Source organism: Parasphingopyxis algicola (genome assembly GCF_013378075.1).
Classification (GTDB): domain Bacteria; phylum Pseudomonadota; class Alphaproteobacteria; order Sphingomonadales; family Sphingomonadaceae; genus Parasphingopyxis; species Parasphingopyxis algicola.
Genome location: NZ_CP051131.1, coordinates 1,332,268 through 1,349,561, shown reverse-complemented (window position 1 = coordinate 1,349,561; position 17,294 = coordinate 1,332,268). Strand labels below are relative to the sequence as shown.

The window sequence follows — 17,294 nt, the reverse complement described above, 5'->3', positions numbered from 1 at the left end:
CAAATTACCGGCCCGACACGAGAAAAGGCCTGAGGAGTGCCGCCCACCGCCGATAGGCATCGCCGTTCAGATGGATTTCGTCGTTGGAATAGCGGCTGTCCATGCTCCCGTCCTCCCGGGCGAACAGCGGATGCCCGTCAATCAGGGTGAAACCGCCCTCGGCTGCGCGCGCCACCAGGTGGCGGTTATAGCGTTCGATCGACTCGGCGAACCGCGCCTCCCGCGCGAACAGCGTCGCGACGAAAATCTCGGTTGCCGGCAGGGCATCGTTCAATCGGCGAATGATCTGGTCGAACCGGGCCGTGGCCGCGCCTTCGCTATCGTTCAGCACGCTGAAATCGTTGCCGCCGATATAGAGCAATATCTTGTCCGGACGCAGTGCGACCACTTCGTCGAGCCGGTCGAGAACGCCGGTGGTCGTGTCGGCGCCGATGCCGCGGTTGACGACCGCGCTCTCCGGAAACAGCTCGGACCAAGGCCCTTCTTCGATGATGCTGGAACCGAGGAAGACGATGTTTGCGTTTTGCCGCGGCAAGCTCCGCCATTGATCGACACGGCGTTCCCATCGGCGCTGCACATATGTCGCCAGCGCCGCCGCCGGGATACAGTCGGCATCGGTTTCCGGTGCCGGAGGCGGATCGTCGGGGGCGGTAGCCGCTAGAGGCGTCGCACCGGCCAAGCCCAGAAACAGCGCCGCCGGAATCCGCAACAACCGCGCGGGCCGGATTGCTCCGCGCCGGGGCGTCGGGCGGAGCATCGCGATCAAAAACGCACGCGAACCGAACCGCCGAAATAGCGGTCCGCATCCCGTGGCGCATATTGATTGAGGTTCACCTCGCCGGTCAGCACCGGATCCTGGAAGATGAAGTTCGTATAGTTGGTGTCGAACAAATTGCGGACGAACAGCGTCACCGTGTAGCGGCCGTCATCGGCGGTCAGCCCGACACTGGCATCGACGATCGCATAACCGTCCTGAATCGTATTGGGGTTTTGCGTGATCGAGAACTGCGTATCGCTCTGCCAGCGCATTCCCGCCTGGATGAAGCCGCCGAGGCTGTCGCTGAGCGGCTGATCGTACCGGGCGTTGAGAATGGCGCGCCAGGTCGGCGAATTGGGCAACCGGGCGCCGGCCAGATCCTTGACGCCGTTCACGCAATCGGGGTCGAGAGCGGCGGGGGTGAAGCATTGGCCGTTGGGGAAGGAACGAACCGCAGCATCGGTGTAGGAAATACCGCCACTGAGCGAGAAGCTGTCGCTGGGCTGCGCGGCAAACTCGATCTCGACGCCCTTCGTGCGCACCTGGCCGACATTGCTGAGCACGAACGTCGTCGCCACGGCATCGAAGGATTGCGATTGGAAATCGTCATAATCGGCCAGAAAGGCGGAGACGTTGAACGTGAAGGCCCCGTTGAGCGCCTGGGACCGGAAGCCGATTTCGTAGGCGTTGGACGTTTCCGGAGCGACGGTCGGGAAGATGCTGCGGTCGCCGGGCACGAAATCCGGGTCGAAGGCGACATCGGCCGTGGGCCCCTTATAGCCGCGCGAATAGCTTGCATAGATGTTGGCGTCCGGCGAGAAATCATATTGGACGACGGCTCGGCCGGTCACTGCGGTGTCGCGGATCCGTCCGTCCTGAACGATCGGGTCGAGATTGCCGTCGCCATCCTCGTCGACGAAGATGTTGGCGGGTGCGATCTCGCCGTTCAACACGCCGTCTCCGGCAAATAGCGGCTGGACCGGTCGGACCAGGCCGACGTCCAATTCCTCCCGCAAAATGCGGATACCGCCGATAACCCGGAAATTGTCGGCGATGTTCACCGTCACATCGGCAAAACCGGCATAGTTCCGGTTCTGGACGTCGCCATTGAAGAAGCCCGATTGCGACAGCGGCAGGATCGGCGGGAAGCCAGGCGCCGGAGGTATCGATATCTGCGGACAGGCCTCCGGCGACAGCCCCGCCAGACACAGTTTGCGCGTGAACAGGCGATCGAGGTTCAGATCGAAATAGAACGCCCCGACAATATATTCGAACAGGCCGCCGCTTGGCGATGTCAGGCGCACTTCCTGCGTGAACTGCTCGATATTCGTCTCGCCGTTATTGATGTCGAAACCCAGGATACCGGGGATTCCGATCGACGGTGTGCCGTCGACATCGATCGCATTGCGGAAATCCCATTCCCGATAGGCGGTGACGGATGTGAGTACATGTTCGCCGATATCGATATTGGCCTCGGCCGACACGCCCCAGCTCTCGGTCCGGTTGAAGACCGGCGCGTTGACATTGGTCTCGCGGTTGGTCGGGCTCGGAACGATATCGGGATTGGCCGCGAAAAATGCCGGATTGGTGAACTGGCGCGCCTGCCACATGCAGCATTCATCGTCGCTCTCGCGATAGTCGCCGATCAGCAGCAGGTTGATCGTCGGCGTGATATCGAATTCGAGCTTGCCGCGCAGGCCCCAGCGTTCCGATCCGTTGAACTCGCGATCGTCGAACTGGTTTTCGATATGGCCGCCGACATCGGTGTAGAACCCGGTCAGCCGGGCGCCGATCGTATCGCTGATCGGGCCAGAAACGCTGCCGCGGGCCCGATATTCGTCCATCTCGGCGATAGTGAAATCGGCCTGGAACTCGAAGTCGCGGCTCGGCCGCTGGGTCACCACATTGACGACGCCGGCCGACGCGTTCTTGCCGAACAACGTGCTTTGCGGGCCGCGCAGCACTTCGATCCGTTCGATATCGATAAGATCGGTAAAAGCCTGGCCCTGGCGCGACAGCACCACGCCGTCGACCACGAAGGAGACGCTGGGTTCGACCGCCGAGCTGAAGACCGACGTGCCGACGCCGCGAATCTGCACCGAACTGTTGAGCGCGTTGGTGCTCTGGGTGAAGGTCACCGATGGCGCGATCTGGGTCAGATTGGTCAGATCGCCGACCTGCCGGTCGAGCAGATCGTCGCCCGAATAGGCGGACACCGAAATCGGCACGTCCTGAAGCTGCTGCTCGCGCCGCTGCGCGGTTACGATTATCGGCTGGCTGCCGGTGGCAGCCGCGCCTTGAGCCGTTTCCTGAGCCGCCGCCGGCGCGCTCAAAAGCGTTGCGATGATGGCGCCCGGTGCGACACCAGATAGAATCCGTTTGCCTGTCATGATCCCCGTTCCTCTCCCATTGGTCCGACCGTGCCGGCTTTTCGCCATTCGTTATCCGGTCGGATAACGAACTACTCGCTCACCAATTGGAAAGTCAACCGTCAAGATTGGGGATCGTCATCCTCGCCAACGGGTACGGGCAGCCGGAAGGGCGGGCGCTCCGGCACTTCGAATCGTTCGCGTGCCGCCTCGAGATGGGTCCGCATTTCCGCGAGGACGGACGGGAAAGTGGCAGCCAGGCTGTAGCGTTCGGCGGGATCGCGGCTCAGATCGAAGAGGAGGAACCACCCGAACTGATCGAACGGCAGATCGAATGTGCGGTAATAGTCCTGCACGACGAGCCGCCAGTCGCCGGCCCGGACCGCTGTCAGATAGGCATTGTTGAAGAAATAGAGCGCCTCGTGCGGAGACGGGGCACCGTCAGCGAGAGCCGGCCAGATGTCGCGGCCGTCGATCGGCCGGTCGTCGGGCATGGCGGATCCCGTCAGTGCGGCAAAAGTCGGCAGCAGATCGATCAGCATCGCCGGGGCGTCGGAAACCGCCCCGGCCGGCAGCCGCCCCGGCCACCAGGCGATGAAGGGCACGCGATATCCGGCATCCCAGCTGCCGCCCTTGCGGCCGCGATGCATGCCCGACGATCCTTCGAACCACGGGCCGTTGTCGCTGGTGAAGATCACCAATGTGTTGTCCGCTTGCCCCGATTGCCGCAACGCTTCGAGCAGTCTGCCCGTGTTCCAGTCCAGTTCCTCGACGACGTCGCCATACAGCCCGGCCTGCGAGCGGCCCCGAAACTGTTCGGTCGCGTGCAGCGGAATATGCGGCATCGGATGGGCGAGATAGATGAAGAAGGGACGGTCGTCCTCGGCCTCGACGATCGCGATCGCGCGATCGGTGAAGCGCTGCGTCATCGTCGCCTGTTCGACCGGCTGTTCGACCGCCGTTTCGCCTTCGTACAACGCCAGCGGATTCATGTCGTTGCTGTAGGGAATGCCGAAAAACGTGTCGAAACCATGGCGCAACGGATGGTGCTCGGGCTGGTGTCCGAGATGCCATTTGCCGATCAGCGCCGTGCGATAGCCATCGGCGCCGAGCATCTCGGCAATCGTGATCTCGTCGCCCGGCAGCCCGTGATCGCTCCATGGCTGGATCACCTGCTCGGCGAGGCCCGACCGGATCGCATAGCGGCCGGTCAGCAGGCTTGCGCGTGAGGGCGTGCAGACATTGGCCGCGGCGTAGAAACTCGTCAGCCGGACGCCTTCGGCGGCCATCCGGTCGAGCGCCGGCGTCGCAATCAGCTCCGCGCCGTAGGAGCCGAGATCGCCATAGCCGAGATCGTCGGTGAGGATGACGATGATGTTGGGACGCTGGGCTCCGGTGGATGCTGCCGCGGGCGTGGCCGCCGCCAGGCAGAACAGTATCAGCAAGAGCCTCATATGCGTCCCTTTCGTCAGTTGTCTTCGACCTTGTGATTGAAAAACAGTTCGATGATCGCCTCGGCATGGGCGTCGACAACCTCGTCGGAGAGCGTGTCGACGCCGTAAAGCCGCCGAATTTCGGGCGCGAGCACGAAAATCATCTGGCTGGCGGCAACCAAGATATAGGTGATCGAGATATCCTGAACTTCGGGCCAGAGCCCCTTGCGCTTGTGCCGAAGAAAAGCGGGCCGTGCATCGGCATGTTGCGGCCCGATGAACTTCTCGACCGCCCAGTCGAGCCGCTTGCCGTCGCGGATCGATTCCTGAACCATGATCCGCGCATGTTCGGGGTGGCGGGCGCAATAGCGTACATAGCGCCGGATCGCGTTCTTGAGCCGTTCCAGCTCGCTGAGCCTGGCCTCTTCTTTCGCGTCGACCGCAAGCTCTTCTTCCATCCGCTCGAAGAGAAAGCGGACGGCCTCTTTCCAGAGATTGTCCTTGCTGTTGAAGTGATATTTGATCAGCGCGTGATTGACGTCCGCCTCGGCCGCGATATCGCGCAGCGTCGCGCCCTCGAAGCCCTTGGCCGCGAAGGTTGTCAGGGCGACGTCCAGTATCTTCGCGCGCGTCCGGATTCGCTGCTTCTCGCGCTGGTTCAGGTTGCGATCGATCTTCGCTGCCTCGTTCATGGGGCCGTCCTCCTCGCGACGGTCCTTAGGCGGCATCCCGGCAAATTGTCCAATCGGGTAACCGGGCCCTTCATGCGTTCGACGCGCGGCGATCGCGCCGCTCGAGTACCCGCCCGATCCGTCCGTGCAGCCGGGCGTCGATCGGATAGGCACGGATGAGGAGGAAGGCACAGATGCCGAACAGCGCGGGCAGCAGCGTCATGATCGCCTTGATGCCATCCATCGTCTCGGCGCTCTGTTCGACATTGGCGCGATAGCCGACCAGATCGAGCAGGACGCCGAGCAGCGCGGCGGCCAGTCCGAAACTCACTTTCTGGGCGAAGGACATCAGCCCGAAGACCAGCGATTCGCTGCGGACCCCGGTGCGCCATTGGCCGAATTCCACGGTATCGGGCAGCGTCGACCAGAAGGACAGATAACCGGCGGCCGATCCCAGCGCCATCACGGCGAACAGGATCGTAACGACTGGCACCGTCTCCACTGGGTTGAAGTAGAGTGCCAGCGACGCCACCACCGAGATCGCAGTTCCCGTCGACCAGACGAAGCGTTTCGAGGTCTTGGCCGTTATCACCGCCCATATCGGCACGAACAGGGCCATGCCGCCGGTCATCACAGCCAGGGCCGTGCCCGACGCCAGTTCGTCGCCGAGCGTATATTTGAAATAATAAATCAGAGTCTTGCTGGTCAGCACGCTGCCGGCCATGCCCAGCATCGTTGCGCCGAAGACGAGCAGGAACGGCCTGTTGGCCTTGAGCGCGGCGAGCGCAGAGATCAGAGAGGCCGGGCGCGTTTCGGAATGGACGGGTTGCTCCGGTTCGCGCGTCGTCAGGAAAACGAACAGAAAAACGGGCAGCGAGAGCGCGGCGTAGAGCATTGCCGTCCAGTAGAAGCCCGTCGCGGCGTCTCCTTCCCCGAAATAGGCGACGAGGCGGAGCGTGAAGAAGGCGACGAACAGTCCGCCGAGCGTGGCGGCGATCATCCGGTAGGCGGCGAGCTCGTTGCGGACGCTGCTGCTGCGCGTCATCCGCGCCGATAGCGAGCTGAAGGGGATGGAGAGGATCGTGTAGATCGTGCGGAACAGCACATGGGTTGCGCCGGCATAGAGGGCGAGCGCCATGCCTTCGGTGCCCGGATCGGAGAACATCAGAACGAGCGTGACCGCGAGCGGCACGGCGCCTAGCAGGATATAGGGCCGATAGCTCCCCCAGCGCGTGCGGGTGCGTTCGGCGATATAGCCCATGACCGGATCGGTGATCCCGTCCCAGACCATGGCGATCAGGAAGATGAAACCCGCCGTCTGGTTGGGCAGCCCGAGTACGTCGGTATAGAAGTAGAGGAGGAAGAGGCTGGCGCTGGACCAATAGAGATTGAAACCGAAATCGCCGAAGCCGTAGCTTATCCGACGCCAGCGCGGCAAATCGGGTGTTTGGGGCTGCTCGATTGCATTTCTCTCCAAAGACTGCTTGTTACATTAACCCGATGGTTAGTGAATTGCCAAGTGCGAAGATTATATGGGCGAAGCAGCGCCCATGACCGACGACCCGACGTCCCCGTCGCTGGCCGCCGGCGATGCCCGGCTTCTGGTCGATTTCGACGGCGGCATCGTCGCGCGCTGGGCGATATCCGGCCGCGACATATTCCGCCCGCTGCCGGCGGATATACGCAACGATAGAGAAAAACCGCTGCGATCCGGCTGCTTTCCGCTTGCGCCCTATTGCAACCGGATTGTCGAGGGGCGGTTCAATTTCGAGATGCAGCGCTATCAGCTGCCGCTCAACTTCGGCGATCATCCGCACGCCATTCACGGTATCGCCTGGCAGCGCCGCTGGACGCTCGAAGCCCAAGGCGCGGACCATCTCACGATCGGGCTTGCCGAACCCGCCGGCGATTGGCCCTGGGCTTTCAGCGTAAGGCAGACGTTCCGCCTTGCAGCCGATGCTCTCGAAATCGCGATCGAAACGACCAATCGCAGCGAGCGCGCCATGCCGGCCGGCATCGGTCTCCATCCCTATTTCGCGGATGCCGATGGCGGCCGTGTCGACATCGCGGCCGATTCTGTCTGGCTGACGGACCAAAGCGGAATTCCGACGGACAAGGCCCGATACCCGGCTGGCTTGCCCAGCGCGCCAGACAATTGCCTGACCGGCTGGAACGGGCGGGCCACGATCACATGGCCGGATCGCAGGCTCGGACTGAGTGCGCACAGCCCCCTCGACCATCTCCATTATTACCGGCCCGCAGATGCGGATTTCCTCTGCCTGGAGCCGGTCAGCCATGCGCCAGATGCGCTCAACGGGACAGGCGCGCCGATGGCAATCCTTGCGCCCGGCGAAACGCTGAGCGGCGCTGTACGCATGGAGATCCGGTGATGTGGCTGGGCATCGATATCGGAACTTCGTCGGTAAAGGCGCTGCTGCTCGACCGCGACGGCGCGATTGCCGCGCAGGCCGAAGCATCACTCGCGGTATCCCGGCCCCAGCCGCTCTGGTCGGAACAGAATCCCGATGACTGGTGGACCGCGACCGAGAGCGCGGTGTTGGGCCTGCCCCAAACGCTTCGCAAAGAGGTGCGCGGAATCGGGATAAGCGGCCAAATGCACGGCGCGACGGTGCTCGGTGCAGACGACGAAGTCTTGCGGCCCGCCATTCTGTGGAACGACGGACGCAGTTTTGTCCAGTGCGAAGAGCTGATGCGCCGCATTCCGGGCGCCACCGCAATCACCGCCAATCTCGTGATGCCGGGCTTTACCGCGCCCAAATTGCTCTGGATTGCCGAGCATGAGCCGGAGGTTTTCGCCGCGACGCAAACTGTCTTGCTGCCGAAGGATTTCGTTCGCCTCCGGATGACCGGCGACAAGGCCAGCGACATGGGCGATGCGGCCGGCACGAGCTGGCTCGATATCGCGGAGCGAAGATGGTCGGATGCGATGCTCGACGCGACGGGCCTTTCCGAAGACCATATGCCGACCCTGTATGAGGGCTGCGAGCCGACCGGCACGTTGCGCGCGGCGGTTGCCAACCGCTGGGATATGGACGCCGTGCCGGTCGCGGCCGGAGCAGGAGACAATGCCGCCAGCGCGATCGGCCTAGGCGCTTTCGATCCCGGCGACGCTTTTGTATCGCTCGGCACGTCGGGCGTATTTTTCGTGGCCGACGAAATGCCGCGCCCGAACCCGGATGCCGCCGTTCACTGCTATTGTCATGCCCTGCCGGAGCGGTGGCACCGCATGGGGGTCATCCTGTCGGCCGCGGCCACGCTGGATTGGGCCGCGCGTTTCGGCGGGTTCGCCAATGCCGGCGATGCGCTGGGCGCTGCGGGGAAAGCCAAGGCTGGCCCCTATTTCCTGCCGCATCTGTCCGGTGAACGCACGCCGCATAACGACGCCGAGGCAACGGGCGCGTTCATCGGCATTACCGCAGATACCGACCCGGCCGATCTCCTGCGCGCAACGCTGGAAGGCGTCGCGTTCGCGTTGGCCGAGTGCCAAAGCGCGCTGGACGAAGCGGGGGAGACTGTCGTCCATCTCGTTGGCGGTGGCAGCCGGTCGGACCTCTGGGCGCAGATGATCGCCGATGCGCTTCGCCGTCCGGTCGCGCAGGTCGATGGCGGCCATGCCGGAGCTGCTCTCGGCGCGGCACGGCTCGGGGCATTGGCGGCCGGTGCGCCGTGCGACGCGATTCTCACCAAGCCCGCTCGCGGGAACGTATTCGAACCCAAGACAGATCTATCGGACCGCTTTGCGGCCTGGTCCCGTCTCTATCCCGCGCTCAAGGAAGCACGCTTATGACCGACTATTTCGCCGACATCCCGTCCATTTCCTTTGAAGGGCCGGACAGCGATAATCCGCTCGCCTTTCGCGTCTACGATGCCGAGCGCCAGGTGCTCGGCAAACCGATGCGGGAGCAACTCCGCATGGCCGTCTGCCTCTGGCACAATTTCGCTTGGGGCGGGCACGATATCTTCGGCGACCCGGCATTCGAACGCCCCTGGCTGACCGGACGCTGGGATGCCGACAGCAACCGGTTGCGCCTCGATGCCGCCTTCGATTTCATCACCAGGCTCGGTGCGCCCTATTTCTGCTTTCACGATCTCGATGTGATGGAGACGCCGGAATCGCTGCGCGACCATGAACGCAAGCTCGCCGATGCCGAAGCGATCATCGCCGGCAAGATGGAAGACACGGGTCTCGGCCTCTTATGGGGCACGGCCAATCTGTTCGGCCATCGCCGCTTCATGGCGGGGGCGGCGACCAATCCCGATCCGGATATCTTCGCTTATGCCGCCGCGCAGGTGAAATTCGCCCTCGAAACGACGCACCGGCTCGGCGGCGAAAACTATGTGCTCTGGGGCGGGCGTGAAGGCTATGACAGCTTGCTCAACACCGATATGCGGCGCGAACTGGACCAGTTCGGCCGTTTTCTGGCGCTGGTCGCCGAGCACAAGCACAGAATCGGCTTCAAGGGTCTGCTCCTGATCGAACCCAAACCGCAGGAGCCGACCAAGCACCAGTACGACTATGATGTCTCGACCGTTGCCGGCTTCCTGCGCCGCTACGGCCTCGAACAGGAATATGCGGTCAATATCGAAGTCAATCACGCGACGCTCGCCGGGCACAGTTTCGAGCATGAGGTCGCGAGCGCCTATGCGAACGACGTTTTCGGCTCGATCGACATCAATCGCGGCGACCCGCAAAATGGCTGGGACACCGATCAATATCCGAACAACGCCGCGGACTTGGCCACGGCGATGACAATCATCATGGAGCAGGGCGGTTTCACCAGCGGCGGCTTCAACTTCGACACCAAGCTGCGCCGTCAGTCGATCGACGCCGAGGACATGTTCCATGCGCATATCGGCGGCATGGATACGCTGGCCCGGGCCCTGCTGATCGCGGAGAAGGTCATCGAAGACAGGCAGCTCGCCGCCTTTCGCGAGCAGCGTTACGCCGGTTGGAGCGAGGACAAGGGGCGGGCGATATTGTCGGGCGATCTCAGCCTTGCCGATCTCGCCGAAGAAGCGCTGGCCGCCAATCACGATCCGCGCCCCGTTTCCGGGCGGCAGGAATATCTCGAAAATCTCGTCAACCGGCAGGTCGGCTGAGTCAGCGCGCCACACCCGCCGCATCGTAGAGCGCGTCGATCAGCGCCATGTTCGACACGGCATCGGTGCCGCCCGTCCGCGGATCGGTGCTGCCCGACACGACCGCGACGACGTGATCGAGCTGATGCCAATAGGTCGATTGACCGTCGACGCGCTCGATCCGTTCCCGGCCGCCGGCTTCGATCCGGATATCATGCCCCATATGCGGCGCAAGCGGATTGGTGAAATCGATCCGGCCGGCCGTGCCCTCGACCGAAAGACGTGCGGCAAAGCTGCAATCCATGGCCATCGAGCATGCGAGCGAACCGGTGACGCTCGCGGGAAATTCGAGATCGGCGGTCAGCGAGAGATCGACGCCCGTTTCGCTGAGAACGGCATCGACCGTCGCAACGTCCGGTTCTTCGCCGACCACGGTCCGAAGCCAATGGGCGGGATAGCAGCCCAGGTCCATCAGCGCGCCGCCGCCGAGCATCGGATCGTGGCGCAACTCCCCGGGACTGGCCGGAATCGGCACAGTGAAGATCCCGTCGACGGACACCAGATCGCCGATCGCGTCGCTTTCCAAAATAGCGAGAAACCGGTCGAATGCCGGATGGAAGCGATAGTGGAATGCCTCGATCAGGTGCCTGCCGCTTGATTCGGCCGCTTTCACCATCGCACGTGCTTCGTCCGCGTTCATCGCGAACGGCTTCTCGCACAGCACATGCTTGCCTGCTTCCAGCGCCGCGATCGACAGGTCGGCGTGGCGCGACGGCGGCAGCGCGTTGTAGACCAAATCGATATCGGGCCGAGCGAGCATAGCCTCATAATAGGCCAGGGCGTCTGCGATTCCATGTTTGTCGGCATAGGATCGCGCTTTGTCCGCATCGCGGCTGGCGACTGCGGCGATCGCGACGTCGGACCGTTCCGCGGCCGGTGCGATCAGAGCATATTCGGCGACCCGCGCCGCGCCCAAAATGCCGATCCGGATCATGCCTGCGCCTTGCGCTCCTCGGCCACGGCGATCAGCTGCTGAAAAAGCAGCCCGGCCTGGGCCGGGTCTTCCGGCCGGACAAAGGGGAAGGTGATCTCCTCCTTGCCTTTCCATGCATAGGGATCCTCGCCGGCGACGAGCACGAAATCGCGCACATCGACATGCGGGGCGGGCGGCAATCCGAACGTCCAAGGAAGATAGGACCGCGCGTTCATGTAGTGGTTGACGATCGCACGCCGGAACCCCTCGGTCCGTTTGTTCTCGAGTGACCGGTGCAGCACATAACCGTCGAAAAAGACGACGCTGCCCGCAGGGACTTCCACCGCCACGCCGCCCTCGCGATCATAGGGGAAATCGTAAGCTTCCTCGGAACTGTCGAAGCGCGGATCGCCATGCGGTTTCGTCGGCCACAAAATGCCGTGCTTGTGGCTCCCGGGATGCATCCAGAGGCATCCGTTCTCGATCGTCGCGTCGTCGAGCGCGATCCATACACCGCAGAGCGACCGGTCGCGCGTCGCAATATAATGCTCGTCCTGGTGCCAGGCCTGGCCCGGTTTGCCGGCATTCTTCGCGAACAGCATCGATTGCATGCATTTGACGTCCGGCCCGATCAGCGCCGTCAATATGTCGGCGACCCGCGCATCCTTTACGACATCGAGCATGACCGGCGAGGCCTTGTGCGGGAAATGGATGGCCAGCACCTTGGCGATCGTCGGCCCGTCTCCTTCGAGCAGGTCGATGCCCATGATCTCGCCGCGCTCACCCTCGACGATCGCCGTCGCTTCGGTGCACAGCCGCTCGATCTCATCCGCTCTGAAGAGACTCTCGATCGCGACATAGCCATCGCGGCGATAGGCTGCGCGTAACTCTTCCTTGTCCATTGGCTGCTCCCATTGCCGACTCGCCATAGAATAGGCTAACCACTTGGAGAATGAAAAGGGGGATGTGATGAGAGGATTGCCCGCCGTTCGCGATATGCTGCGCTCGATTGCGACACTGCTGCTACTTCTGCCCGCATCCGCGGCCTGGGCGCATAGCGACGAACGCCCCAACATGATTCTGATCCTCACCGACGATCAGCGTTTCGACGCGATCGGCGCATTGACGCCGGGCCTCGAGACACCGGCGATGGACCGGCTGCTGCGCGAGGGGCTGCATTTCCGCAACGCCTTCGTCACCACCTCGCTCTGCTCGCCGAGCCGCGCCTCGCTCATCACGGGCATGGCGATGCGCAATCATGGGGTGGTCGATAATAACAGCGCCACGCCCCAAAACTTCCGCCCCTTTTCGGTTCAACTCGACGAGGCCGGCTATGATACGGCCTTTATCGGCAAATGGCATATGGGCCATGCGGACGCCTCGCCAAAGCCGGGCTTCGATCGTTGGGTGAGTTTCGAGGGCCAGGGCAATTACGGGCCCGTCGACGCTTTCGGCAGCCCAAGCCTGCTCAACGTCGATGGCGAGGAAGTGCCGCAGCGCGGCTATATCACCGACGAGCTGACCGATTATGCGCTCGACTGGCTCGGCGGTAGAGACGAAACGCCCTTCTTCCTCTATCTATCGCACAAGGCGGCGCATCTGCCCTTTACGCCGGCCGAGCGCCATCGCGGCCAATATGCGGACACCGATTTCGCGCGGCCGCCGAGCTGGTCGACGGACGCGCGCTCGGGGCCCGTGCCGATGTGGCTGTCCAACCAGCGCAACAGTTGGTCCGGCGTCGATTTTACGTATTACAGCCATAGCCCGCTGATCGCTTTCCAGCGCGATTACTACGCTTCGCTCTCGGCGGTGGACGACAGCCTCGCGAGGATTCTCGCCTGGATCGAGGCCAATCCCAATGGCCGCGATACGGTGGTCATCTTCACCAGCGACAATGGCTTCATGTTCGGCGAGCAGGGGCTGATCGACAAGCGCGCCGCCTATGAAGCCTCGATCCGGGTGCCGATGATCGTCCATGCACCGGCGCGATTCGGAGCGGGGCGCACGGTCGACGCGATTGCGCGCAACATTGATGTCGCGCCGACGATCCTCGATCTCGCGGGCCTCGCCGTGCCCGATCATTATGACGGCCGGAGTCTGCTCGCAGCGGCGACGGGCGATGCGGGGGACGAACAGCCGGCGCTGGTCTACGAATATTTCTGGGAGTTCAACTATCCGCAAACGCCCTCGACCTTCGCGCTGCGGACCGACCGCTACAAATATATCCAGTATCACGGCGTGTGGGACACCGAGGAGCTGTTCGACCTTCACAATGATCCGGACGAACTCGTCAACCTGATCGGCGATCCCGATCATGCCGAACTCGTCCGCGCGATGCGCGCGCGGCTGCATCAGACGCTCTCGCGCGGCGAGGCGCGTCCGGCGATACCTTTCACGGCCCGGTTCAACCAGGGCGCGGTCTTCTGGTCACCGGATGCGGCCTCGTCGGTGAATTTCCCGCCGCACTGGCGACGCACGCCCGACGCGCCGGATCGCTATGAGCATATCCTGCCCGACGGGCCCGAAAAGGAACGGCAATTGCAGGCGATCACGCCGGCCGTCGGGCGGATCCTTTCCCCCGGCGCGGATGATAGGGAAGAGACGGAGGGGGAGTAATCCGATGAACGCCGAAATCGAACAACTGAAGACGATGATCGCCGCCGGTATGCCTGAGGCGCCGCCGACTCTCGAACAGCGGCGCGAGGGCATGGAGGAAATGGCGCGCGCCTTTCCGGCGCCCGCCGGCGTCGCCTATGAGGAAACCCGGATCGCCGGCGTGCCGGTGCTCGAAGCGCGCGCCGAAGGCGCCGCCGCTGACGGCCCGCTCATCCTCTATTTCCATGGCGGCGGCTATGTCAGCGGCTCGGTGCGTACCCATCGCAACTTCGCCGGCGAGCTGGCGCTGCGCACCGGTCTCAAACTGGTCTCGGTCGATTACCGGTTGGCGCCCGAACATCCCTATCCGGCCGCGCTCGACGATGCGCGGGCGGTCCATGGCGCGCTCGCCGGAGATACGCCGTTGGTGCTGGCCGGCGACAGTGCCGGCGGTGGACTGGCACTGTCGCTCGCCCTGACCGTCAAGGCCACGGGCGGGGCTCAGCCGGAGCGGCTGGCGCTGCTTTGTCCGTGGGTCGATCTTTCCTGCACCAATGCGAGCTTCGCCGAGGTCTCCAAGCACGATCCGATCATCGATCAGCAGCGACTGGCCGAGGACGGCCGGCACTATCTCGGCGATAGCGATGCCCGCGATCCGGGCCCGTCGCCGCTGTTCGGCGATCTTGCCGGCCTGCCTCCGTTGCTGGTCCAGACAGCCGAGCATGATTCTCTGGTCGGTGAGGCGCGCGAGTTCGCCGCTAAGGCCGAGGGCGCCGGCGTCGCCGTCGCCTATCGCGAATATCCGGAGATGGTGCACGTCTTCCAGCTGTTCCACACACTGCTGACCCCCGGACGCGCGGCGCTCGGCGAGGCGGCGGAATTTCTGAAAAACGGCTAGCCGCGATCAGCCGCCGATATCGAAACGGACGGCTTCGCTTTCGGCGAAACCGTAACGGATCGCCTTGGCCCATAGCGGGGTTTCCGCTGGCACCGTTATAGGGCCGGTATAGATACGCCAGCTTGCGGGCTCCTCCTCGCCGAAACCATAGGCGATCGATGCGCCATAGGTGTCGCTGAGCAGGATCGCCCGGCCATCCCGCAGGACCAGTTCGGGCGCCGCGGTCACCGGCTGCTCGCCGCCCGGCCACATCGTCTCGATCATCTCTGTTTCGGGAACCGCGCTCCAGTCGCCGACCCGGGCGATCCAGCCGTTCATCGCCCCGCGCATCCGCGCGAGCGTGTTTGCATGATCGGGATCGGCCGCGAGATTGGTCACTTGGTGCGGATCGGCGAGGACATCGTACAGTTCCTCGCGGTCCCGCGGTGCGTCGACAAGTCGCCGCTGCTCCGGCGTCAGCTCGCCGGCCGCCTGCAACCGCCAGATCTCCTGCATCGTCGGCAAGGCGTCGCGAAACGTCAATGGCCGCAACACGGCAAGATCGGGCCGATAGTTGCGGATATAGTGGAAGCGGTCGTCGCGCGCCGCTTTCGAACGGCCCGGGCTCGCGTCGTGGCGGTCGGCGGCGGCGAAGATGAAGCTGCGAACCAGGGAATGAAAAATATCCTGTCCCTGATGCCACTCGGCCGATTCGGTGCCGGCCCAGCGCAGGATCGTGGGAGCGAGATCGACAAAACTGACGAGGCGTTCGTCAACGGTCCCCGCACCCCTGAGGTCGGGGAACCGGATCATCATCGGGACGCGGATACCGCTGTCATAGACGCTGCGTTTCATCCGGGGCAGCCCGTCGCCATGATCGGTAGTGACGATCACGATGGTTTCGTCGAGCAGCCCGTCGGCCTCGAGCCGCTCGAGGATTTCGGCAAGCTGGCGCTCGGCAAAGGCGATGTTGTCGTAATGGCGCGCAATATCGGCACGGACGACGACCGTATCCGGAAGATAGGGCGGCACCTCGACCGCCGCCGGGTCGGTGAGATGCTCCTTGTCGGCAAGGTCGCGCCGATTGCGCTGCGTGACGAGATTGAGAAGCTGGTTGTCGCTCTCGCGATCTTCGGGCCAGATATAGCTTTCATGCGTCAGCAGGATGTTGAACATCGCGAAGAAGGGCTGGCCGTCCGCGCGGCCCCGCCAGTCGGCCTCGGGCGCATTGGCATCCCAGACCGTGAACGGTTCGCCGAACTGGTAATCGGTCTTGCCGTTATTTGTCGTGTAATAGCCGAGCCCGCGCAACAGTTCGGGAAAGGCGCGTACCGCCGGCGGAGGTACCGCATAATATTCGATTGGCCCGCCGCCGCGCAGACCCATGACGCCGTGCGTCCGCATGTGCTGGGTGCCGAGCGTCTGCTGGTGAACGCCGGTGATCAATGAAGACCGGCTCGGCGCGCACACGCCCGAGGTTGTGAAGGTATTGGGAAAGCGGATGGCTTCGCTCGCGAATTCGTCGAGGACGGGCGTCGTCGCGACCGGATCGCCGAACGCCCCGATCCGTGGCCCCATGTCCTCGAAGACGATCAACACGATATTGGGGTTGGCAGACGATCGTTCCGGCGACTGCGCAGCGAGAGGGGGCGCCTGCCACAGGAAGATGCCGAATAATGTGATCCCGACAAGGACCGTGCGAATATACTGCCAATGCACCATCCAATTCCTCCCGATATTTCGCTAACCAATCGGATAGCAGAAAAAGAGACGGCCTAAAAGGCACGGAACAAAAGTCGGCGGGAAGGCGAGGGGGCGCGGAGCTGCATGGTGCGCGACTCAGTCTGAAGCGAACCGGTCTCCCGCCAGATCTCCCTTTTTCGCCGGAATTTGCACGGAAGGTTCGCGGTCGTCGCCGAAAACAGGGATCCCGAATTGCACGAGCCCGGCTTTCACGGCGCTCGGATACACCGGTCTTTCCTGCAAATGGCGTATCGCCAGCCCAAGCCGCGAAGGGCCCTGCATTGTCCCTCCCGAAAAATCCGGACCACTTTCCAGGGGGCAGTTCATGACAAGCGGAGTTTCAGTTTATGACATGATTGGCGGACCATAATGTATTCCCGAACCTCCATTGGCGACTGCACTCTATAACGGAGGTTTGCGCTCGGTTGTCCGCGTTCCACTGCTTTGAACACTGAGCTCATGACTCTAGCCTTGTCCCTTCGTCCTGATGATCTCAGATTGTGCGAACATAACTGGAGCTAACGGGGCACGGCTTTCATATATATGCCATTATCGGGATGGGGTTGTTGGGTGCTGTCAGTCCAACGGCAACGGGTTTGAACTTTTCGCAGTGGAGCCTGGTCGGCGCCATATCACGTCACAAGGTTTTGCCGGTCGTCCAGCGTGGCCGAGCGGCAGTTCTTGTGCGTCTGGCGATCGACGAGATGACTCTCCTGGTTAGAGTTGTCTTAGACCGACAGCGCCTCGTCGATAGTATCGGCGGCGTTTCCAAATGG

At 63.2% G+C, this 17,294-nt stretch carries 13 protein-coding genes; 5 read left to right on the top strand and 8 right to left on the bottom strand.

Features of this window, described 5'->3' with window-relative positions; translation table 11 throughout:
* Nucleotides 1–4 precede the first annotated feature (4 nt).
* From HFP57_RS06720 to HFP57_RS06700, 5 genes are all read right to left on the bottom strand, one after another.
* On the bottom strand, nt 5–757 hold the full coding sequence (locus tag HFP57_RS06720; RefSeq protein WP_246263649.1) for a GDSL-type esterase/lipase family protein: 753 nt from the start codon (nt 755–757) through the stop codon (nt 5–7).
* A gap of 5 nt (nt 758–762) precedes the next feature.
* Nucleotides 763–3,147: a TonB-dependent receptor gene (locus HFP57_RS06715; RefSeq protein WP_176869060.1), complete on the bottom strand. Its 2,385-nt coding sequence runs from the start codon at nt 3,145–3,147 to the stop codon at nt 763–765.
* Nucleotides 3,148–3,248: 101 nt separating this feature from the next.
* Complete coding sequence (locus HFP57_RS06710; protein ID WP_176869059.1) at nt 3,249–4,580, bottom strand: sulfatase family protein; 1,332 nt, start codon at nt 4,578–4,580, stop codon at nt 3,249–3,251.
* A gap of 14 nt (nt 4,581–4,594) precedes the next feature.
* Entirely contained in the window at nt 4,595–5,251 is a 657-nt protein-coding gene (locus HFP57_RS06705; protein WP_176869058.1) for a TetR/AcrR family transcriptional regulator, read from the bottom strand.
* Between the two features lie 70 nt (nt 5,252–5,321).
* Entirely contained in the window at nt 5,322–6,668 is a 1,347-nt protein-coding gene (locus HFP57_RS06700; RefSeq protein ID WP_176869057.1) for an MFS transporter, read from the bottom strand.
* Between the two features lie 112 nt (nt 6,669–6,780).
* On the opposite strand from HFP57_RS06700, the gene HFP57_RS06695 reads away from it, so the two are divergent.
* Genes HFP57_RS06695 through xylA form a run of 3 tightly spaced genes read left to right on the top strand, consistent with a single transcriptional unit; the run spans nt 6,781 to nt 10,351 of the window.
* Nucleotides 6,781–7,620, top strand: a complete 840-nt coding sequence (locus tag HFP57_RS06695) for an aldose 1-epimerase (protein ID WP_176869056.1) — start codon at nt 6,781–6,783, stop codon at nt 7,618–7,620.
* Entirely contained in the window at nt 7,620–9,038 is a 1,419-nt protein-coding gene (xylB, locus tag HFP57_RS06690) for a xylulokinase (protein ID WP_176869055.1), read from the top strand. The genes HFP57_RS06695 and xylB overlap by 1 nt, the downstream gene beginning before the upstream one ends.
* Complete coding sequence (gene xylA, locus HFP57_RS06685; protein ID WP_176869054.1) at nt 9,035–10,351, top strand: xylose isomerase; 1,317 nt, start codon at nt 9,035–9,037, stop codon at nt 10,349–10,351. Before xylB ends, xylA begins: the two co-directional genes overlap by 4 nt.
* A gap of 1 nt (nt 10,352) precedes the next feature.
* On the opposite strand, the gene HFP57_RS06680 is transcribed toward xylA, so the two are convergent.
* Entirely contained in the window at nt 10,353–11,324 is a 972-nt protein-coding gene (locus HFP57_RS06680; protein ID WP_176869053.1) for a Gfo/Idh/MocA family protein, read from the bottom strand.
* Nucleotides 11,321–12,205, bottom strand: coding sequence for a phytanoyl-CoA dioxygenase family protein (locus tag HFP57_RS06675; RefSeq protein ID WP_218135077.1), 885 nt, complete (start codon nt 12,203–12,205; stop codon nt 11,321–11,323). The genes HFP57_RS06680 and HFP57_RS06675 overlap by 4 nt, the downstream gene beginning before the upstream one ends.
* A gap of 67 nt (nt 12,206–12,272) precedes the next feature.
* Between HFP57_RS06675 and HFP57_RS06670 the strand changes: the two genes are divergently transcribed.
* Both HFP57_RS06670 and HFP57_RS06665 read left to right on the top strand, forming a co-directional pair.
* Nucleotides 12,273–13,919: a sulfatase family protein gene (locus HFP57_RS06670; protein ID WP_176869051.1), complete on the top strand. Its 1,647-nt coding sequence runs from the start codon at nt 12,273–12,275 to the stop codon at nt 13,917–13,919.
* 4 nt (nt 13,920–13,923) lie between these two features.
* A complete protein-coding gene (locus tag HFP57_RS06665; RefSeq protein ID WP_176869050.1) occupies nt 13,924–14,796 on the top strand; it encodes an alpha/beta hydrolase in 873 nt (290 codons plus the stop codon).
* Between the two features lie 6 nt (nt 14,797–14,802).
* Here HFP57_RS06665 and HFP57_RS06660 read toward each other — a convergent pair whose 3' ends face one another.
* Nucleotides 14,803–16,497, bottom strand: a complete 1,695-nt coding sequence (locus HFP57_RS06660) for a sulfatase family protein (protein WP_176869049.1) — start codon at nt 16,495–16,497, stop codon at nt 14,803–14,805.
* Nucleotides 16,498–17,294 lie beyond the last annotated feature (797 nt).